The 18,289-nt window shown below is 71.7% G+C and carries 14 protein-coding genes and 1 pseudogene; 4 read left to right on the forward strand and 11 right to left on the reverse strand.

Features of this window, described 5'->3' with window-relative positions; genetic code table 11:
• Positions 1–77: 77 nt before the first annotated feature.
• Positions 78–1,850 (reverse strand): TIGR03767 family metallophosphoesterase, encoded by a 1,773-nt coding sequence (locus tag ACWD26_RS26300; protein WP_451274096.1) that lies wholly within the window; start codon positions 1,848–1,850, stop codon positions 78–80.
• Between the two features lie 354 nt (positions 1,851–2,204).
• Positions 2,205–2,666 carry an NUDIX hydrolase gene (locus ACWD26_RS26305; RefSeq protein ID WP_451274098.1) on the reverse strand — a complete coding sequence of 154 codons (462 nt, stop codon included), beginning with the start codon at positions 2,664–2,666 and terminating at the stop codon, positions 2,205–2,207.
• A gap of 219 nt (positions 2,667–2,885) precedes the next feature.
• On the opposite strand from ACWD26_RS26305, the gene ACWD26_RS26310 reads away from it, so the two are divergent.
• Positions 2,886–6,206: a S8 family serine peptidase gene (locus ACWD26_RS26310; RefSeq protein WP_451274100.1), complete on the forward strand. Its 3,321-nt coding sequence runs from the start codon at positions 2,886–2,888 to the stop codon at positions 6,204–6,206.
• 94 nt (positions 6,207–6,300) lie between these two features.
• On the opposite strand, the gene ACWD26_RS26315 is transcribed toward ACWD26_RS26310, so the two are convergent.
• The 3 genes from ACWD26_RS26315 to ACWD26_RS26325 all read right to left on the reverse strand — a co-directional run bounded on the left by ACWD26_RS26315 (position 6,301) and on the right by ACWD26_RS26325 (position 8,101).
• A complete protein-coding gene (locus ACWD26_RS26315) occupies positions 6,301–7,155 on the reverse strand; it encodes a hypothetical protein (RefSeq protein ID WP_451274102.1) in 855 nt (284 codons plus the stop codon).
• Positions 7,155–7,376, reverse strand: a complete 222-nt coding sequence (locus ACWD26_RS26320) for a hypothetical protein (protein ID WP_451274104.1) — start codon at positions 7,374–7,376, stop codon at positions 7,155–7,157. Before ACWD26_RS26320 ends, ACWD26_RS26315 begins: the two co-directional genes overlap by 1 nt.
• A gap of 191 nt (positions 7,377–7,567) precedes the next feature.
• Positions 7,568–8,101: a sigma-70 family RNA polymerase sigma factor gene (locus ACWD26_RS26325; protein ID WP_451274106.1), complete on the reverse strand. Its 534-nt coding sequence runs from the start codon at positions 8,099–8,101 to the stop codon at positions 7,568–7,570.
• 354 nt (positions 8,102–8,455) lie between these two features.
• Between ACWD26_RS26325 and ACWD26_RS26330 the strand changes: the two genes are divergently transcribed.
• Positions 8,456–9,475 carry an aspartate-semialdehyde dehydrogenase gene (locus tag ACWD26_RS26330; protein ID WP_451274108.1) on the forward strand — a complete coding sequence of 340 codons (1,020 nt, stop codon included), beginning with the start codon at positions 8,456–8,458 and terminating at the stop codon, positions 9,473–9,475.
• A 66-nt stretch (positions 9,476–9,541) separates the two neighbouring features.
• On the opposite strand, the gene ACWD26_RS26335 is transcribed toward ACWD26_RS26330, so the two are convergent.
• Entirely contained in the window at positions 9,542–9,889 is a 348-nt protein-coding gene (locus ACWD26_RS26335) for a type II toxin-antitoxin system PemK/MazF family toxin (RefSeq protein ID WP_451274110.1), read from the reverse strand.
• The gene (locus tag ACWD26_RS26340) at positions 9,876–10,106 is read right to left on the reverse strand and encodes a ribbon-helix-helix domain-containing protein (RefSeq protein WP_451274112.1); all 231 of its coding nucleotides are present in this window, start codon (positions 10,104–10,106) and stop codon (positions 9,876–9,878) included. Before ACWD26_RS26340 ends, ACWD26_RS26335 begins: the two co-directional genes overlap by 14 nt.
• Before the next feature lie 100 nt (positions 10,107–10,206).
• Here ACWD26_RS26340 and pepN point away from each other — a divergent pair, with 100 nt between their 5' ends.
• Positions 10,207–12,789, forward strand: coding sequence for an aminopeptidase N (gene pepN, locus ACWD26_RS26345; protein WP_451274114.1), 2,583 nt, complete (start codon positions 10,207–10,209; stop codon positions 12,787–12,789).
• A 280-nt stretch (positions 12,790–13,069) separates the two neighbouring features.
• Here pepN and ACWD26_RS26350 read toward each other — a convergent pair whose 3' ends face one another.
• Positions 13,070–14,014, reverse strand: a complete 945-nt coding sequence (locus tag ACWD26_RS26350) for an EamA family transporter (protein ID WP_451274116.1) — start codon at positions 14,012–14,014, stop codon at positions 13,070–13,072.
• Between the two features lie 136 nt (positions 14,015–14,150).
• On the opposite strand from ACWD26_RS26350, the gene ACWD26_RS26355 reads away from it, so the two are divergent.
• Entirely contained in the window at positions 14,151–14,669 is a 519-nt protein-coding gene (locus tag ACWD26_RS26355) for a MarR family winged helix-turn-helix transcriptional regulator (protein ID WP_451274118.1), read from the forward strand.
• Between the two features lie 46 nt (positions 14,670–14,715).
• Here ACWD26_RS26355 and ACWD26_RS26360 read toward each other — a convergent pair.
• The 3 genes and pseudogenes from ACWD26_RS26360 to malQ form a co-directional block, all read right to left on the reverse strand.
• Positions 14,716–15,284 (reverse strand): annotated as a pseudogene (locus ACWD26_RS26360) (FAD-dependent monooxygenase); the annotation flags it as partial.
• A 149-nt stretch (positions 15,285–15,433) separates the two neighbouring features.
• Positions 15,434–15,685, reverse strand: a complete 252-nt coding sequence (locus ACWD26_RS26365) for a hypothetical protein (protein ID WP_451274120.1) — start codon at positions 15,683–15,685, stop codon at positions 15,434–15,436.
• Positions 15,686–15,919: 234 nt separating this feature from the next.
• Positions 15,920–18,214: a 4-alpha-glucanotransferase gene (gene malQ, locus ACWD26_RS26370; RefSeq protein ID WP_451274122.1), complete on the reverse strand. Its 2,295-nt coding sequence runs from the start codon at positions 18,212–18,214 to the stop codon at positions 15,920–15,922.
• Positions 18,215–18,289: the final 75 nt, after the last annotated feature.

Here is an 18,289-nt window from a genome sequence, read left to right on the forward strand (position 1 = left end):
CCGAGAACGTTCGGTCGCGAAGGGGGACACCCCGGTGGGCGGGCGGGTTGAGCAGGTGCACTCCAGTTGAGCGGTTTTCAGCCCTTTCGGAGGACCAGCTCCGTGTTGCGGTCCCCGGCGGTTCCGGTGAGTGTGTCGCGGCGGCCCGGGGCGTTGTAGGAGAGCTCGCGGTAGAGGGCGGCGAGGCCGGTCTGGCTGAGGTCCGCGAAGTCCGTGGCGTGGGGGGCGGCGGATTCGATCAGGGTGGTGAAGAGGGAGATCGTGCCGTCCTTGTTGTCCACCAGCTCGATGACGCGGGCGAGTTGGGGGAAGTCGATGTGCGAGGCGGTCGAGATCTCCCAGAAGGAGCCGCCGTTCGCGGACGAGTGCGGGGTGATCCGGTTGCGGTGGCTGTGGCCGTTCACCCAGGCCAGTACGTTGCGGTGGCGGCCGAGCAGGGACAGCACCTCGTCACCGCCGTGGCGGGCCTCGTTCGGGCGGGCGGGGTCCTTGCGCAGGTTCCGCATCGACTTGCTGGTGTGGTGGCTGAAGAGGACGGCGTACGAACCGTCCTTCGCGGCCTCCTTCAGCGTACGGTCCAGCCACTTGAGCTGGGCCGTGCCGAGCGAGCCCTCGTAGTGGCCGCCGGGGTCGGTGGAGTCGAGGCTGACGCCGATGACGTCGTCGGCGATACGGAAGGCGTAGTACTGGGTGCGGGCGTCGAGGTTGGCCTGCGAGTAGCCGTGGCCGACCGGGCCGGGGCCGGTATGGGCCAGGTCGAGGTGGGCCTTCAGGTACTCCAGCGGGGTGAAGGGGGCCCGGTTCTCGTCCGGGGTGACCGAACGCATCTTCTTCGCCTGGGCCTTGAGTACGGCCTTCCAGTCGGCGCCCCGGGGGTCGCCGCCGCTCTTGACGTTGTCCCAGATGGCCTTGCCGACCTGCTCGTCCAGGGTCATCAGCTTCCTTCCGCCGACCGCGAAGTCGGCGAAGAAGGAGTCGCCGGGGGCGTAGCAGCCGCCGGGGAGGGAGTCGTGGTTGCCGACCGTGGAGTACCAGGGGACGTTCAGGCCGGGGCTGTTGACCTGGCGGATGGCGGCGGCGAGAAAACCGTTCAGGTGCGGGAAGCCGAGCTGCTTGTCGGCGTCGCGGAGGGTCGCATCGGGCTGCCAGTAGAGCTTGAGGCCGCTGTTCTGGACGCCCTCGTAGCGGCGCGGGTCACCGGAGTTGGGGGTGACACGGCCGCCGCTCATCACCTTCAGGAACCAGTCCAGTTCCGTCTTGGAGTTGTTGTCGGTGTTGTCACCGGTCGTCATCACGAAGTGGAGGGGGGAGCCGGTGACGGGGGCTCCCCGCAGCGCGTTCACCCGCTCGACCAGCGAGACCGCACCGGCCACGGACAGGGCCTCCTGCGGGCGCCAGGCGCTGGCGGTCTGGGCACGCAGGTACTCGTAGCGCAGCGGGTGCTGGACGTCCACCACGTGCAGGTCGGTGAACTGCACGAACGAGGCGAGGGTCGTACGTCGGTTCTCACGGCCGGACTTGGGGGTGGCGAGGTCGCCGCGTACGACCCGCTTCCAGGCGGGGCCGTCGCCGAGGCGGCGGTAGCCGGAGGCGCCCCGGGGTGCGGCGACCGAGGCGAGGGTCGTGCCCCGGGTGTACGGCGCGAGCGGGGCGGCCGGGGCCTCTCTGTTCGAGAGGTTGGCCAGGGGGACCTCGGCCGCCTTGTCGGCGGTGGCGGCGGAGTGGGCGTCTGTCTCCGGCCGCAGGGCGAAGCCGGCCCCCGCGGCGAGGCCCACGGCGCCGGTGGCGGCGAGGAAGGCCCTGCGGTCAGGGTTGGTGGCGGCGGCAGCGACTGAGCGTATGCGCGACATGGCGCGGTCTCCCCGAGTGCGAACGCGTCGGAAGTGGTCGCGGGGGCCTCCGGCCGCGGTTCGGCCGGCGGTGGTTCCCGCTCGTACTTGATGCTTGGCAGCCGGGGTGGCCTGGACGTTAACGAGGCGGCAACGGGTGGCGCCGATCACCGTACGTGGATCTTCGCGTACGGTGCGCGTTCACTGGGGGTTCCCGAATGTGAGCGGGCGCGAAGGGAGGCGGTCACTCCTTGTTCACCTGGTGGGGTACGGCACCTATTCGCCGTGGGGGCTTCGGGGCTTCGGGGCTTCGGGGCTTCGGGGCTTCGGTGGGTGCGGGTGGGGCGTGGTCGCTCGCGCGGTTCCCCTCGCCCCCTAGGGGGACACCGGTGGTTTCAAGTGGCCGTTCTGCGGGCGTTCCCGCCACAGGCGCAGGCCGACGTCCACCAGGCCCAACCTCTCCAGGGCCGGGATCTCGTCCAGGGGGTGCCAGGCGGCCATGTCGGTGGAGCCGTTCGTCTCGTGGCGGAGGTCGCCCCCGGTGACGCGGGCCTCGTAGACGATGCGGAGGGCCTGGTGGTCGGCGCGGGTGCCGAGGCGGCGGGGGTAGGTGCGTCGGCCGGTGTCGATGCCGAGGAGGACCGTGGGCTCGACGATGTAGCCGGTCTCCTCGGCGGCCTCCCGGACGGCCGTGGCGTACGGGTCCTCGCCGTGGTCCATGCCGCCGCCGGGCAGGGTCCACTTCTTCTCGCCGTCCCGGGAGACCCAGCGGGCCAGCAGCAGGTGGCCGTCGCGTACACAGACGACGTAGGCCGCCACTCTCAACTCCTCGCGCATGCACAGACGTTAGCCAAAATGTCCGCTCATGCACGGTCATCGCACCCATGACGGGTGGCGGGTTTACGCCATGACACAATCCCGCCTCTTTCAACTCTCCCCAAACATGTGTCACTTCGGTAAGGCTGAGCGATCATCCGGGACCACATAACGGACCGGACCGATCCGAACCCGCCGCTCGGATCACCCATGCTCGTTTTGAAATCCTTACCTACAGGGATGCTGATGACCCTCACCCCCCACCCCGGCCCCCGGCCGGGGGCGAGACGCGTGGCGCGCATAGCCGTGGCCGCGGGCCTCGTCGCCGCGCTCTCCGCGGCCGGACCGATACCCATGGCCTTCTCGGCGGACGACCCGGCCGCCACCGTCCCGACGGACGGCGGTGTCAAGTCCGCGCACGACAAGCTCGGTTCGACCGACGCCGACCTCCTCGCCGAGGCCAAGGCCGACGGCGACAAGAACGTCACGATGATGATCGCCACCGCGCCCGGCAAGACCGAACAGGTCGCCGAGCAGCTGGACGCGGTCAAGGGCGGCTCCGTGGGCCGTACCTACGACAAGCTCGGTTACGTCCGCGCCACGGTTCCCACCAAGAGCGCCGACTCGGCCATCTCGGCCGCCACGAAGCTCTCCTCCGTGCACGGCATCGACCTGCGCCAGGAGATCGTCCTCGACGACCCGTCGCCGGCCGCGGACACCGCGAAGGGTGCCAAGTCGCAGCCGACGGTGGCCAAGACGTACCCGGCGCCGGACAAGAACACCCCCGCCGAGAACCCGTACAACCCGTCCTTCGAGACGGGCGCCGTCGACTTCGTGAAGAAGAACCCGAAGGCGGACGGCCGGGGCATCACCATCGGCGTCCTGGACTCCGGTGTCGACCTCGGGCACCCGGCGCTGCAGAAGACCTCCACCGGTGAGCGGAAGATCGTCGACTGGGTGACGTCGACGGACCCGATCGTCGACGGTGACGGCAGCTGGCGTCCGATGACGACCTCGGTCTCCGGCCCGACCTTCACCTTCGGCGGCCGGACCTGGACCGCGCCCTCGGGCTCGTACTCCGTCAACACCTTCCGCGAGTCCGTCACGGCGGCCGGCGACGCGGCCGGCGACGTGAACCGCGACGGCGACACCACCGACGCCTGGGGCGTGCTCTACGACGCGGCGTCCGGCAAGGTCACCGTCGACGTGAACCAGAACTTCGACTTCACCGACGACACCCCGATGAAGCCGTACAAGGACGGCTACCAGATCGGCTACTTCGGCACCGACAACCCGTCGACCGATGTCGCCGAGCGCCAGCCGTTCGTCGTGGAGTACCGCAAGGACGTCCCGATGGACCCCTTCGGGGGCGACTGGGTCGGCAAGAAGGCCGACTTCGTCAACATCGGTCTCATCTCCAGCGAGCACGGCACCCACGTCGCCGGCATCACCGCCGCGAACGGCCTGTTCGGCGGCAAGATGAACGGCGCCGCCCCCGGTGCGAAGCTCGTCTCGTCCCGCGCCTGCGAGTTCGGCCCCGGCTGCACCAACGTGGCGCTCACCGAGGGCATGATCGACCTCGTCGCCAACCGCGGCGTCGACATCGTCAACATGTCCATCGGCGGCCTCCCGGCGCTGAACGACGGCAACAACGCGCGCGCCGAGCTCTACACGCGCCTCATCGACACCTACGGCGTCCAGCTGGTCATCGCCGGCGGCAACGAGGGCCCCGGCGCGAACACGATCGGCGACCCCGGCCTGGCCGACAAGGTCATCTCGGTCGGCGCGGCCATCTCCAAGGAGACCTGGGCGTCCAACTACGGTTCGAAGGTCACCAAGGACTACCAGCTCTTCAACTTCTCCTCGCGCGGCCCGCGTGAGGACGGCGGCTTCACGCCGACCCTGGTGGCGCCCGGCGCCGCGGTCAACACCGCGCAGACCTGGCTGCCGGGCTTCATCGCCCCCGAGGCGGGCTACACGCTCCCGGCCGGCTACCAGATGCTCAACGGCACATCGATGGCCTCCCCGCAGGCCGCCGGCGCCTCCGCGCTGCTGCTCAGCGCCGCGAAGCAGAAGGGCATCGACCTGACGCCCGCGAAGCTGCGCACCGCGCTGACCTCGACCGCCGACCACATCAACGGTGTGCAGGCGTACGCCGAGGGCGCGGGCCTGATCAACATCGTCGACGCGTGGAAGTCGATCAAGGCGGGCGCCACGGCGCACGACTACACGGTCAAGGCCCCCGTCGACACGGCGATCGACTTCGCGCTGAAGACGCCGGGCTTCGGCACCGGCATCTACGACCGCGAGGGCGGCCTCAAGGCCGGGCAGAAGAAGACGTACGACGTCACCATCACCCGTACGTCCGGCGCCGACAAGGCGATCCGCCACGAGCTGCACCTGGAGAACAACCGGGACAACACGTTCCGGATCGTCGGCAGCGACGTGGTCTCCCTGCCGCTGAACAAGCCGGTCACCGTCAAGGTCGCCGCCAAGCCGGAGAACTCCGGTATCAGCAGCGCGATCCTGGAGGTCGACGACCCGAAGACGGTGGGCGTCGACAAGCAGATCCTCAACACGGTGGTCGTCTCCGCGCCGCTGAAGTACACCCACTCGGCGTCCGGCACGGTCCAGCGCAACTCCTTCAAGTCGTACTTCATCACGGTCCCCGAGGGCGCGAAGTCCCTCGAGGTCGCCATCAGCGGGCTGAAGGACAAGAGCCAGACCCGGTTCATCGCCAACCACCCGTACGGCGTCGCGGTCGAGGACACCGGCTCGCCGTACTGCTACAGCAACTACCTCGACGGCAGCGGCTGCAAGCCGGACGTGCGTTCGTACGCCGACCCGCAGCCCGGCGTCTGGGAGATCGAGGTCGAGTCGCGCCGGACCTCGCCGGTGCTCGACAACACCTTCAAGCTGAACTTCGCGGTGTACGGGGCGAGCTTCGACCCGGAGGTCGTGACCGTGCCCGAGGCCAAGGTCGGCACCCCGACCGCCGCCTCCTGGAAGGTGACGAACAGCCTCGCCGCCGTCGACGGCAAGCTGGCGGGCGGGCCGCTCGGCTCGGCCAAGAGCGACCGGCCGACCATCGCCAACGGTGCCACCCAGACCTCCACGGTCGAGGTGCCCGCGGGCGCCGACTCCCTGGACGTCGCCATCGGCAACACGGCGGACACCGGCGCCGACCTGGACCTGTTCGTCTACGACGCCGCGGGCACCCAGGTGGCGTTCGAGGCGGACGGTGACTCCGAGGAGTCCGTCTCCATCCCGAAGCCGGCCGCCGGTACATACACCATCGAGGTCGTCGGCTACGCGATCCCGGCCGGATCGACCGCGTACGACTACCGCGACGTGTTCTTCTCCTCCGCCCTCGGCGAGGTGAAGGTCGCGGACACCGCCGTCAAGCTCGGCACGGGTGCCTCGATGACCGTCTCCGGTGACGTCGTCGCGGCCGCCGAGGCTCCGGCCGGCCGGGAGTTCTTCGGCCAGGTCCAGCTGGTGAACGCGCGCGGCACCGTCGCGGGCGCCGGCAGCGTGCGGATCGAGAAGGTCACGCCGTAGCGCGCCGGTAGTGCGTCAGGGGTGCGTGCGTAGCGCGCCTCTGTGTGAGGGGCGGGTGTCCTCCCGGACACCCGCCCCTTCGGCGTTCAGCGGGTCACTCGCACGACAGGCCCTCCGAGTCCGCCAGCGCCGCCTCGATCCAGGCCCGGTCGCGGGCGATGTCCGCCTCGCCGGTCGTCCACAGGTCCGGCTGGGCACTGTCCTTCGGGATGCCGACGAGGACGTGGTCGCCCTGCTTCAGCCGGGGGTCGACGTCGTGGTCCATGGGGAACACGATCTGCTCGGCGCCCTTGGCGCCCTCGGCGGGCTTGATCCAGCGGTCGACCTCGACCGTGATCCGGTCCTGCCGGGCGCCGGACCCGGGTTCGCCCCCGGCTTCGACCCCGGGTTCCACCGCGGTGACGGTGCCCTCGACGATGAGGCGGGAGCAGGCGAGGTAGCCCTCCGGGCTGAGGGAGGCGGAGTCGCCCCCCTCGTCGCTGTCCTTCTTGCTGCCGTCCCCCTGACTCGCCGACTTCTCCGAGGCACCCGAGTCGGACGCCGTCACGCCCGCCCCGCCGCCGGCCTGTACGACGACCCAGCCCACGCCGAGGACGACCGAGGCGGCCGCGGCTGCGGCGAGGGTGCCGAAGGCGATGCGCAGGGCGCGCCGGGCGCGGGCCGGCCGCGGCGGCAGGGGCCTCACCGGCGCGGCGGGGGCCGGCGCGGGCCCGGACACCGGCCGGGGGTCCGTCTCGGCACCGGCCGCGTCCCCCGGCCGCGCGGCCATGAGTCGCCCCGGCGGGGCCCCGGCCACGGCGTCCTCCCCCGACACCGCCAGCGCCTCACCGATCAGCCCCAACTGCTCCCGCAGCAGCGCGACATCAGCAACGGCCGCGTCCCGCGACTCCATGAACTCGGCATCCCGCAGAGCATCTTCGGGCAACGGCTCATCAAGGAGGACCGCCATCAACGCGTCCATGCCGGCGTAGACGGGACCGTCATGGGCGAGGTCGTCGTGGGCGGGGCCGCCTTGGGCGAGACCATCGGCCGCGGCACCGCCGAGGACTGGGCTATCGGCTGCGGCGTCACCGCGCGCGACATCGCCATGCCCGCCACCCGGGTGCGCATCGCCACGCCGGGCGGCGCCGCGTGCAGCATCGCGCCCGGCAGCTCTGCTTGCCAGGTCACCGTGATCGGCACCTTCACGGTCGCCGTCCCCGCGCCCCCCATCCGCACGCGCATCCCCACGCCCGGCGTCTGCGCGCGCGAGGTCGCCTTCGCGGCCGGCGGCTCCGTGTGCGGCGTCGGTGGGCTCGCCGTTTCCGTGCGCGATGTCGTCGTACTCGGCGTCGCGTCGGCTGTCGTCCCGGGCGGTCACGTCACACCACCTCGTCCTCGTGCAGGCGGGTGCGCAGGGCGCGGACCGCCGAGTGGAGCCTGCTCTTGACCGTGCCCTCGGGGATGCCGAGCTCGTCGGCGATCCCGCGCACCGGCAGGTCGGCGTAGAAGCGCAGGACGAGGACCTGGCGCAGGGCGTCGGGCAGCTCGTCCAGGCCGCGGGCGACGGCGAGCGAGAGCACGCTGGACTCCTCGCCGGAGGGGTGCGCCGCCGGCTGGCGCAGCGAGGCCAGCCGCTCGCCCAGGCGCTCCTGGCGGCGTTTGGCGCGGTGCCAGTCCATCGCCAGGTTGGAGGCGACCACCGCCGCCCACGCGGACACGTCCCGCGGCGCCTCCCGGCCGCTCGCGGCCCGCTCCAGCAGCCGCAGCCGTACCTGCTGTACCCCGTCCAGCAGGTCCGACTGCGGCACACCGCCGAGCGCGAGCACCGCCCGCACCCGCCGCTCCTGGGCCGCGTCCAGTGGGTCGTCCGCCTCCGGGACCCCCTCGACGTGGCGCGCCTTTCTGCGCAGCACAGCCACCCCTCCCCTCCCGCGTTTCCCCTACGACGCCGAGGCGGCCCGAAACGTTCGGAGCCCCGCCCGACTTTCCGGCGCACCGCAGAGGCGTACGTCACACCTTCGCGTGCGCACGGGTGCCGTGGGCAGGGTCGGAGCAGCACAGCTTGCGGTACGGGGCCACCGTAGGGCGAATTTCTCCAGCTCAGCCGGGGTGACGGCCAAAGAAGCGGCTCCGGTGCCGGGGGCGGTCGCGTCCCGTCCCTTGAGCGTTCTGGTCAAAGGATTGGACAGGCGGACCCCGGCTGACCGCATGATGGAAACGCCTCGGCCATGCCGCAGACACAGACAAGCCACGTAAAAGGAGTCGCCGTGAGGGTCGGAATCGTCGGAGCCACCGGTCAGGTCGGCACGGTCATGCGCAGGATCCTCAAGGAGCGCGACTTCCCGACACGCGAGCTGCGCCTGTTCGCCTCCGCCCGCTCGGCCGGTTCGGTCGTCGACGGCGTGACGGTCGAGGACGCCGCGACGGCCGACTACTCCGGCCTCGACATCGTCCTGTTCTCCGCGGGCGGCGCGACCTCCCGGGCCCTGGCCGAGAAGGTGGCGTCCCAGGGCGCGGTCGTGATCGACAACTCCTCCGCCTGGCGCCGCGACCCCGAGGTTCCCCTCGTGGTCTCCGAGGTGAACCCGCACGCGATCACCGACCGCCCCAAGGGCATCATCGCCAACCCGAACTGCACGACGATGGCCGCGATGCCGGTGCTGCGTCCGCTGCACGAGGAGGCGGGCCTGGAGGCGCTGGTCGTCGCCACCTACCAGGCCGTGTCCGGCTCCGGCCTCACGGGCGTCGCGGAGCTGCACGGCCAGGTCCAGAAGGTCGTGGCCGACGCGGACAAGCTGACGCACGACGGCTCGGCGGTCGACTTCCCCGAGCCGGGCGTCTACAAGCGGCCCATCGCCTTCAACGTCATTCCGCTCGCCGGTTCGATCGTCGACGACGGTCTGAACGAGACGGACGAGGAGCAGAAGCTCCGCCACGAGTCCCGCAAGATCCTGGAGATCCCCGAGCTCAAGGTCTCCGGCACCTGTGTCCGCGTCCCGGTCTTCTCCGGCCACTCCCTCCAGGTCAACGCCCGCTTCGCGCGTCCGATCTCCGTGGAGCGCGCGACGGAGCTGCTGGCGGGCGCCCCGGGCGTCGCCCTCTCCGACATCCCGACCCCTCTCCAGGCCGCCGGCCAGGACCCGTCGTACGTGGGCCGCATCCGCGCCGACGAGACGGTGGAGCACGGCCTCGCCCTCTTCGTCTCCAACGACAACCTCCGCAAGGGCGCCGCGCTGAACGCGGTCCAGATCGCGGAGCTGGTGGCGGCGGAGCTGAGCGAGAAGTAGGCGGACGACACACGCGGAAGGGGGCGCCCACCGGAAGCCCTTTCGGGGGCGCCCCCTTTGCCTGCCTCAGAGAGCCAGATGTCGCCGTAGGGCTACGTCGACCTCAGCCATACGCTGGCGCGGGACCGAACCGATCGGGCGCAGCAGCCTCTCCGGAGCGAGAGCGCGAACCTGCTCGCACCGAACCTTGGAATCCTTCGGAAGGCCGCACTCCTGGGCGGGGAGGAGGACCTGGAACGGATAGACGCGAGAGGTGTTCGTCGTCAGCGGAACCAACGTGATCACGCCTCGCCCGGTCCGCGCCACCGCCGCGTTGGCGCCGTCGTTGGAGACGATCACCGCCGGGCGGGCCTTGTTGGCCTCTCTGCCTCGCGCCGGCTCGTAGTCGACCAGGTAGATGTCACCGCGCTTCATCGGACAGCCCGTCCCCCGAGAACTGGTCCCAGAACGCAGCGTCTTCGCTCCCGTCCCACTCGGCGAAGGCCTCCGTGTACTGCTGCTCCAGTTGCGCCTCACGGAGGAGCTCGATGGCCGCGTGTATCACGGCCGACCGAGAATCGGCATCCGTACGCGCGGCGTACTCGTCGACGAAGGTGACGTCCTCCTGCGGCAGACTCACACTAATCTTCATACCCCTGATGCTACCGGGGGTAGGCACACAGTAGCCACGCCAAACCAGGCCCCGCTCATGGAAGGATGGCGCAACCCACACATACCGAGGAGATGACCGCGTGCCTGGCACAAACCTGACCCGCGAAGAGGCTCAGCAGCGGGCGGAGCTGCTCAGCGTTGACTCGTACGAGATCGATCTCGACCTCTCCGGCGCGCAGGAGGGCGGCACCTTTCGGTCCGTGACCACGGTGCGCTTCGACGTCGCGGAGAACGGCGCGGCGTCCTTCATCGACCTGGTGGCCCCGACCGTCCACGAGGTGACCCTCAACGGCGACGCGCTGGACCCGGCGGAGCTCTTCGCGGACTCCCGGATCGCGCTGCCCGGTCTGCTGGAGGGCCGCAACATCCTGCGCGTCGTGGCGGACTGCGCGTACACCAACACCGGTGAGGGCCTGCACCGGTTCGTCGACCCGGTCGACGACCAGGCGTATCTCTACACCCAGTTCGAGGTCCCGGACGCCCGCCGTGTCTTCGCGTCCTTCGAACAGCCGGACCTGAAGGCCACCTTCCAGTTCACCGTGAAGGCCCCGACGGGCTGGACCGTCATCTCCAACTCCCCGACGCCCGAGCCCAAGGACGACGTCTGGGTCTTCGAGCCGACGCCCCGCATCTCCACGTACATCACGGCGCTCATCGTCGGCCCGTACCACAGCGTCCACAGTGTGTACGAGAAGGACGGGCGGAGCGTGCCCCTCGGCATCTACTGCCGTCCCTCCCTCGCCGAGTACCTGGACTCCGACGCGATCTTCGAGGTCACCCGGCAGGGCTTCGACTGGTTCCAGGAGAAGTTCGACTACGCGTACCCGTTCGCGAAGTACGACCAGCTGTTCGTGCCGGAGTTCAACGCGGGCGCGATGGAGAACGCGGGCGCGGTGACCATCCGCGACCAGTACGTGTTCCGCTCGAAGGTGACGGACGCCGCGTACGAGGTCCGGGCCGAGACCATCCTGCACGAGCTGGCGCACATGTGGTTCGGCGACCTCGTGACGATGGAGTGGTGGAACGACCTGTGGCTGAACGAGTCGTTCGCCACGTACACGTCCATCGCCTGCCAGGCGGCCCACCCCGAGTCGCGCTGGCCGCACTCGTGGACGACCTTCGCCAACTCCATGAAGACCTGGGCGTACCGGCAGGACCAGCTGCCGTCCACGCACCCGATCATGGCCGAGATCCGCGACCTGGACGACGTGCTCGTCAACTTCGACGGCATCACGTACGCCAAGGGCGCGTCCGTGCTGAAGCAGCTCGTCGCCTACGTCGGTGAGGACGAGTTCTTCCGGGGCGTGCAGGCGTACTTCAAGGCGCACGCGTACGGCAACACACGCCTGTCCGATCTGCTGGGCGCCCTGGAGGAGACCTCCGGCCGTGATCTGAAGTCCTGGTCGAAGGCGTGGCTGGAGACGGCGGGCATCAACGTCCTCCGCCCCGAGATCGAGACGGACGAGCACGGCGTCATCACGTCCTTCGCGATCCGCCAGGAGGCCCCGGCGCTGCCCACGGGCGCGAAGGGCGAGCCGACGCTCCGCCCACACCGCATCGCGGTCGGCCTGTACGAACTGGACGACGACAGCGGCAAGCTGGTCCGCGACGAGCGCGTCGAGCTGGATGTCGAGGGTGAACTCACCGCCGTGGCCCAGCTGGTGGGCAGGCGCCGCCCGGCGGTCGTCCTCCTCAACGACGACGACCTGTCGTACGCGAAGGTCCGCCTGGACGAGCAGTCGCTGGCCTTCGTCACCGAGCACCTCGGCGACTTCGAGTCCTCCCTCCCCCGCGCCCTGTGCTGGGCGTCGGCCTGGGACATGACGCGGGACGCGGAGCTGGCGACCCGCGACTACCTGTCCCTGGTCCTGTCGGGCATCGGCAAGGAGTCCGACATCGGTGTCGTCCAGTCGCTGCACCGTCAGGTGAAGCTGGCGATCGAGATGTACGCCGACCCGACGGCCCGCGAGGCGCTGCTGACCCGCTGGACGGATGCCACGCTGGCGCACCTGCGCGCGGCGGAGGCCGCCTCCGACCACCAGCTCGCCTGGGCCCGCGCGTTCGCCTCGACCGCCCGCACGCCGGAGCAACTGGACCTCCTTGAGGCCCTGTTGGAGGGCACGCAGACGATCGAGGGGCTGGCCGTCGACACCGAGCTGCGCTGGGCCTTCGTCCAGCGGCTGGCGGCGGTGGGCCGTTACGACGAGGCGGAGATCGCGGGCGAGTACGAGCGGGACAAGACGGCCGCCGGCGAGCGTCACGCCGCCACGGCCCGTGCCGCCCGTCCGATCCCGGAGGCGAAGGCCGAGGCCTGGTCCCAGGTCATCGAGTCCGACAAGCTGCCCAACGCCGTCCAGGAAGCGGTCATCGCCGGCTTCGTCCAGACCGACCAGCGTGACCTCCTCGCCGCGTACACCGACAAGTACTTCGAGGTCGTCAAGTCCATCTGGGAATCCCGCTCCCACGAGATCGCCCAGCAGGTCGCGATCGGCCTCTACCCGGCGATCCAGGTCTCGGCCGAGACACTGCACAAGACGGACGCCTGGCTGGCCTCCGCCGAGCCCAACGCGGCCCTCCGCCGCCTGGTCTCGGAGTCCCGTTCGGGAGTGGAACGCGCCCTGAAGGCCCAGGAGGCGGACGCGGCGGCGGCCACGGAGCGGTAGGCGACAGACGGACGCGGAACGCGGGGCGCTCGGTGACTTCACCGGGCGCCCCGTCGCGTACGCCGTTGCCGTCGCGTTCGGGCGTGTGGACGACGCGGCACACGACCCGGACACCTTCGAGCCACTGGTCGAACGCCACGCGCGGGCCCTGTGTGCTCCGGCATTCGGCCGACGGAGGGGAGCCGAGCGTCTCCTGGACGACCGCATCGGCTGAGCCCCGGCCCTCGCAAGCCGACCCGTGCGGCGAACCGGGGCCGGCCGCCCGGAGCGCCGTCGGCCGCTAGACGGTCGGCGCCCGGTGCCGCGCTCCGCCGCGCGCCGCTCCTCGTGGCGGGCTGGTCGACGACGCCGTACGGGGCTGGAGCTGGCCCAGGATCGTCGCGCCGAAGGCGATGGCCATGCCCAGGAGTTGGAGGGGGGTGAGGGCCTGGCCGAGGGCCGCCCAGCCGACCACGGCCGCCGTCAGGGGGGAGAGGGGGCCGAGGAAGGTGACCTGGGTGGCGGAGAGGCGGCCGATGCCCCGGAACCAGAGCCAGTAGGAGACGGCGGTGTTTCCCAGCATGAGGTAGAGGTAGCCGCCGACCGCCCGGCCGTCCAGGGCGGGGGGCGCGCCCTCGACGAGGAGCGCGAGCGGGGCGATCAGGAGGCCGCCGGCGGTCAGTTGCCAGCCGGTGAGGGCGAGGGGGCCGACGCCGTCCGGGCGGCCCCAGCGCTTGGTGAGAACCGTGCCGGTGGACATGGAGGCGGTGGAGGCGACCGCCGCCAGCAGGCCCACCGCGTCGAGCGCGCCGGCCGCCTTCAGGACGACCAGGCTGACGCCGAGGGCCGCGGCGATCCCGGTGAGCAGCGTGCGTACGGTCGGCCGCTCCCCCAGCAGCACGGTCGCCAGGCCGGCGACGAACAGCGGCCCGACCGAGCCGACCACCGCCGCCATGCCGCCCGGCAGGCGGTACGCGGAGAGGAAGAGGAGCGGGAAGAAGGCGCCGATGTTCAGCGCGCCCAGCACCGCGGCCTTCCCCCACCAGATCCCGCGCGGCAGGGTGCGCGAGATCGCCAGGAGCAGCAGGCCCGCCGGGAGCGCCCGGACCAGTCCCGTGAAGAGGGGACGGTCGGCCGGCAGGAACTCCGTGGTGACGGCGTAGGTGGTGCCCCAGGAGATGGGGGCGAGGGCGGTCAGGGCTATGAGGGGGAGACGGTTCGCGGTGTGCGCGCTGTGCGCGGTCATGGACGCGTCCTTCGCGGCAAGTAGAGGCCTGCGGGCATGCCAGGTAAGTAGCTTGCTTGAAATTAGCTTAGCACTAAGCAACTTTCCGTCAATCTACTTTCTTGCGGCCGACCCAACCGCATCCGATACTCACCTCATGAACGCGCGCCCCGAGCCCGACCGCCCCCTCCGCGACCCCGTCGACGCGATCATCGACCAGTGGGCGGTCACGCGGCCCGACCTCGACACCACCGCGATGGAGGTCTTCGGGCGCGTCTACCGGCTCTCGCGCTCCCTCGGCGACGGGATGGACAAGGCGTACGCGCGGTTCGGGATCTCGCGCGGGGAGTTCGACGTGCTCGCGACCCTGCGCCGGTCCGGCGAGCCGTACACCCTCTCGCCCCGCGAGCTCTCCGCGACCCTCATGCTCACGACCGGTGGCATGACGGGCCGCCTCGACAAACTCGAACGCGCGGGCCTCCTCCGCCGCTCCCCCGACCCGCACGACCGCCGCGCCCTCCAGGTCACCCTCACGGACGAGGGCCTGCGCCTGACCGACGACGCCGTCGTCGCGGGCCTCGCCGTCCAGACCGAGGCGCTCTCCCACCTGGACGAGGAACAGGCCGGCCAACTGGCCGACCTGCTGCGGTTGCTGGTGGTGGGGACGGGGGCGTGAGCGCCGGTGGTGGGGACGTGCGCGTGAACGCCCCGGGAGGAACCCGCTAGGAAGCCGCCCCCAGCCACTCCGTCAGCGCCTCCCCGACCGTCGTGTCGTCCGCGTCCTCCGCCGTCCAGGCCACGTAGCCGTCGGGGCGGACCAGCACGGCCGTACGGCGGTCGCTCGCCCAGGTCTCCACGGCGAGGCGGTCCTCGCGGACCTCGGTGCCGTACGCGGGCGGCGGAACGCTGTTGACGACGGTGGTGAGGGCGGCGCGGGGCGCCCGTGCCAGGGGGACTTGGCCATGGCGAGGCGGACGATGCCGCCGCTGCTGCGGAGCACGGCCCTGCCGACGGGGTGGCGTTCGGCCTCGTAGGTGTCGAGGAGGGCGGGGGCCGCGTGGCCGCGTAGCACGGCGGCGAGCTTCCAGCCGAGGTTCGCCGCGTCCTGCAGACCGGTGTTCATGCCCTGGCCGCCGGCCGGGGTGTGGACGTGGGCGGCGTCGCGGGCGAGGAAGGCCCTGCCCACCCGGTACGCGGGGGCCTGGCGTTCGTCGCTGTGGAAGCGGGACATCCAGCGGGCGTCGCGCATACCGTAGTCGCGGCCGAGCGCGAGCCGGGTGATCTCCCTGACCGCACCTTTGAAAGGTGCCGAGCCCCTGGAAGGTGCGGACTTCCGAGGCGCGCCGGACTTCTGGAACACGTCGAGGGCACCCCCGGGCGCACAGGTGTGCGGAGGGTGCCCTCGATGGAAAGGTGTGCGGAGGGGCGGAGCGAAGGCGGTCAGGCCTTCGCCTTGGCCTTCGGCTGACGGTCGGTCGACCTGTCCAGGACCATCACCAGGCCGGCGATCACCGCGAACAGCGCGAGCGGCGCCACGACGAAGAGACCCAGCGTCTCGATCACGCTGAGGCCCGGGCCCGGGTCGTCGCCGTCGTCGGGCGTCAGCGCGAGCGCGGGGGACGACATGAGCAGCATCATCAGCGTCGTACCGGCAGCCAGGGCGCCGGCGCGCAGGGCGTTCTTCTTGTCCACGGCCTAAAGGTAACGAACCCGCGTGCGCTGGGCTTGACCGGGGGTGCCTAACGGGTGGGGGCCGCGGGTTGTCCAGCGGCTGCGGGTGGGGTGGGGCTGATCGCACAGTTCCCCCGCGCCCCCTTCGGGCCTGCGCCCCGCTTTCATCGGGGCGCAGGCCCGAAGGGGGCGCGGGAACCGCGCGAGCAACCACACACGACCCGCAGCCGCCCGACCCACCGCACCCCCGAGCCGTCAGCCGCCCCGCAGCACATCCACCAGGGCGTGCAGCCGAGGTGACGCCGCCAAGTCCTCCAACGTCACCGGACGCCCCGCCGCGTCGGCGATGGGGAGGCGCCAGTTCGGGTACTGGTCCCACGTGCCGGGGAGGTTCTGCGGTCGACGGTCGCCGACCGTGTCGGGGAGCCAGAGGCCGATCATGCGGGCGGGGGTGCGGAGCAGGAAGCGGTGGAGGGCCTGGATCTGGGCCTCCTCCGAGGTGGTGGAGATGCCCCCGCCTGCGCCGTTCAGCAGGTCCAGCCTGGCCAGGAGGGCCACCCATTCGCCCGCGTCGGCGGCGGCCTCGGCGCGTTCCTCGGCCAGGGAGCGGGTGAGCAGGCCCAGGCGGTGGCGGAGGTCGACATGGTCGCAGGTGAGGCGGGAGGCGGTGGGCGGGAGGTCGTGGGTGGTGGCGGTGGCGAGACAGTTCGCGCGCCAGCGGTCGGGCGGGAGGGGGCGGCCGGTGCCCTCCCAGTCGCGTTCGAACCACAGGACGGAGGTGCCGAGGACGCCGCGCGCGTCGAGGGCCTCGCGGACACCCGGCTCGACCGTGCCGAGGTCCTCACCGATCACCAGGGCGCCCGCCCGTGAGGCCTCCAGGACCAGGATCGCGAGCATCGCGTCGGCGTCGTAACGGACGTACGTGCCCTCGGTCGGCGCCTGGCCCTGCGGGACCCACCACAGGCGGAAGAGGCCCATGACGTGGTCGATGCGGAGGGCGCCCGCGTGGCGCAGGAGGGCGCGCAGGAGGCGGCGGTAGGGGGCGTAGCCGGACTCGGCGAGGCGGTCGGGGCGCCAGGGGGGCAGGCCCCAGTCCTGGCCGCGCGAGTTGAAGGCGTCGGGGGGCGCGCCGACGGACATGCCGGCCGCGAAGTACTCCTGCTGGGCCCAGGCGTCGGCGCCGCCGGGGTGGACGCCGACCGCCAGGTCGTGGACGAGGCCGATCGGCATGCCGGCGTCGCGTGCGGAGCGCTGCGCGGTGCCGAGCTGGGCGTCGGTGAGCCAGGCCAGGCGGGTGTGGAAGTCGACGCGGTCCATCAACTCCCCCCGGGCGCGGGCGGTTTCGGCGGAGCGCGGGTCACGCAGACCCGCCGGCCAGCGCTGCCAGTCGGAGCCGTACGCCTCCGCGAGCGCGCACCAGGTGGCGTGGTCCTCCAGCGCCTCGCCCTCCTCGGCGAGGAAGTCCCAGTACGCGGCCAGCCGCCCGGGGCCGAGCGGTACGGCACGCACCAGCTCCAGGGCCTCGCGCTTGAGGTCCCACACCGCGTCCCGGTCGATCAGCTCGCCCTTGGCCAGGACGGATTCCCGCAGCCGCGCGGCCCGCTCCAGGAGCGCGCCCAGGCGGTCGCGGTCCTCGGCGGAGAGGCCCGAGGAGAGGGCGTACGCGTACTCCTGGACGTCCTCGACGCGCAGGTGGACGGGGTCGGGGTAGCGACGGGAGGAGGGGCGGTACGGGGAGGGGTCGGTGGGGGTGCCGGGGACGGCCGCGTGCAGCGGGTTGACCTGGACGAATCCGGCGCCGAGGGCGCGGCCGGCCCAGGAGGTGAGTTCAGCGAGGTCGCCGAGGTCGCCCATGCCCCAACTGCGGTGCGAGAGGAGGGAGTAGAGCTGGACGAGGAGTCCGTACGTGCGGCCGGGCGGGGCGGGCAGCCGGGCCGGGGCCGCGACGAGGTGGGCGTCGGCGGTGCGGCCGTCGGGGGTGGTGGCGCGCAGGGCGTGCACGCCGGGGGGCAACTTCTCGATGCCGGAGCGGACTTCGCCCTGTTCGGTCTCGATGCGCAGCCGGGTGCCGTCCGGGAGTGCGGCCAGGGCGGCGGGGGGCTCGCCGTCGGCCCAGCAGACCACCGTCGGCGGCAACAGCCGTTCGGTCAGCTGCCGTTCGCGTGCGGCGAGCGCGGCGCTCACGGCCTCCGGGGTGCTCGCGTCGACGTCCAGCGCGGCGAGGGCGGCCACGACCGCACCGACCGATGCCGCGACCGTACGGTCCGGGGAGGGGCTGTAGGAGGTGGCGACCCCGTGCAGCGCGGCGAGCCGGGACAAGGGCGACGCCTCCGGCGACGCTCCGTCGGAGGCGGCCGAGGTGGGAGGCGGCAGACCGGGGTCGGCCGAGGTGGGAGGCGACACGCCCGGATCAGCCGAGCCGAGTGGCGGCACGCCGGAGTCGGCCGAATCGGGTGGGGGAGCCCCGAGGTCCGCCACCCGTGGTGGCGGGTCACCCGAACCGACCGAACCGTGTGGCGGATCCCCCAGGTTCGCCGGCCGTGATGGCATGCCGCCGAAGTCGGCCGGGCGTGCAGAGCCGGTCGGGCGCTTCGGCGGGTCACCGTGATCGGCCGAACCGGGCAG

Source organism: Streptomyces sp. NPDC002787, from assembly GCF_053592095.1.

Coding starts and splice junctions, on each gene's coding strand:
- ACWD26_RS26300 (WP_451274096.1), bottom strand. CDS start 1,850: ATGTCGCGCATACGCTCAGTCGCTGCCGCCGCCACCAACCCTGACCGC.
- ACWD26_RS26305 (WP_451274098.1), bottom strand. CDS start 2,666: ATGCGCGAGGAGTTGAGAGTGGCGGCCTACGTCGTCTGTGTACGCGAC.
- ACWD26_RS26310 (WP_451274100.1), top strand. CDS start 2,886: ATGCTGATGACCCTCACCCCCCACCCCGGCCCCCGGCCGGGGGCGAGA.
- ACWD26_RS26315 (WP_451274102.1), bottom strand. CDS start 7,155: ATGGCGGTCCTCCTTGATGAGCCGTTGCCCGAAGATGCTCTGCGGGAT.
- ACWD26_RS26335 (WP_451274110.1), bottom strand. CDS start 9,889: ATGAAGCGCGGTGACATCTACCTGGTCGACTACGAGCCGGCGCGAGGC.
- ACWD26_RS26340 (WP_451274112.1), bottom strand. CDS start 10,106: ATGAAGATTAGTGTGAGTCTGCCGCAGGAGGACGTCACCTTCGTCGAC.
- ACWD26_RS26350 (WP_451274116.1), bottom strand. CDS start 14,014: ATGACCGCGCACAGCGCGCACACCGCGAACCGTCTCCCCCTCATAGCC.
- ACWD26_RS26355 (WP_451274118.1), top strand. CDS start 14,151: ATGAACGCGCGCCCCGAGCCCGACCGCCCCCTCCGCGACCCCGTCGAC.
- malQ (WP_451274122.1), bottom strand. CDS start 18,214: ATGCCATCACGGCCGGCGAACCTGGGGGATCCGCCACACGGTTCGGTC.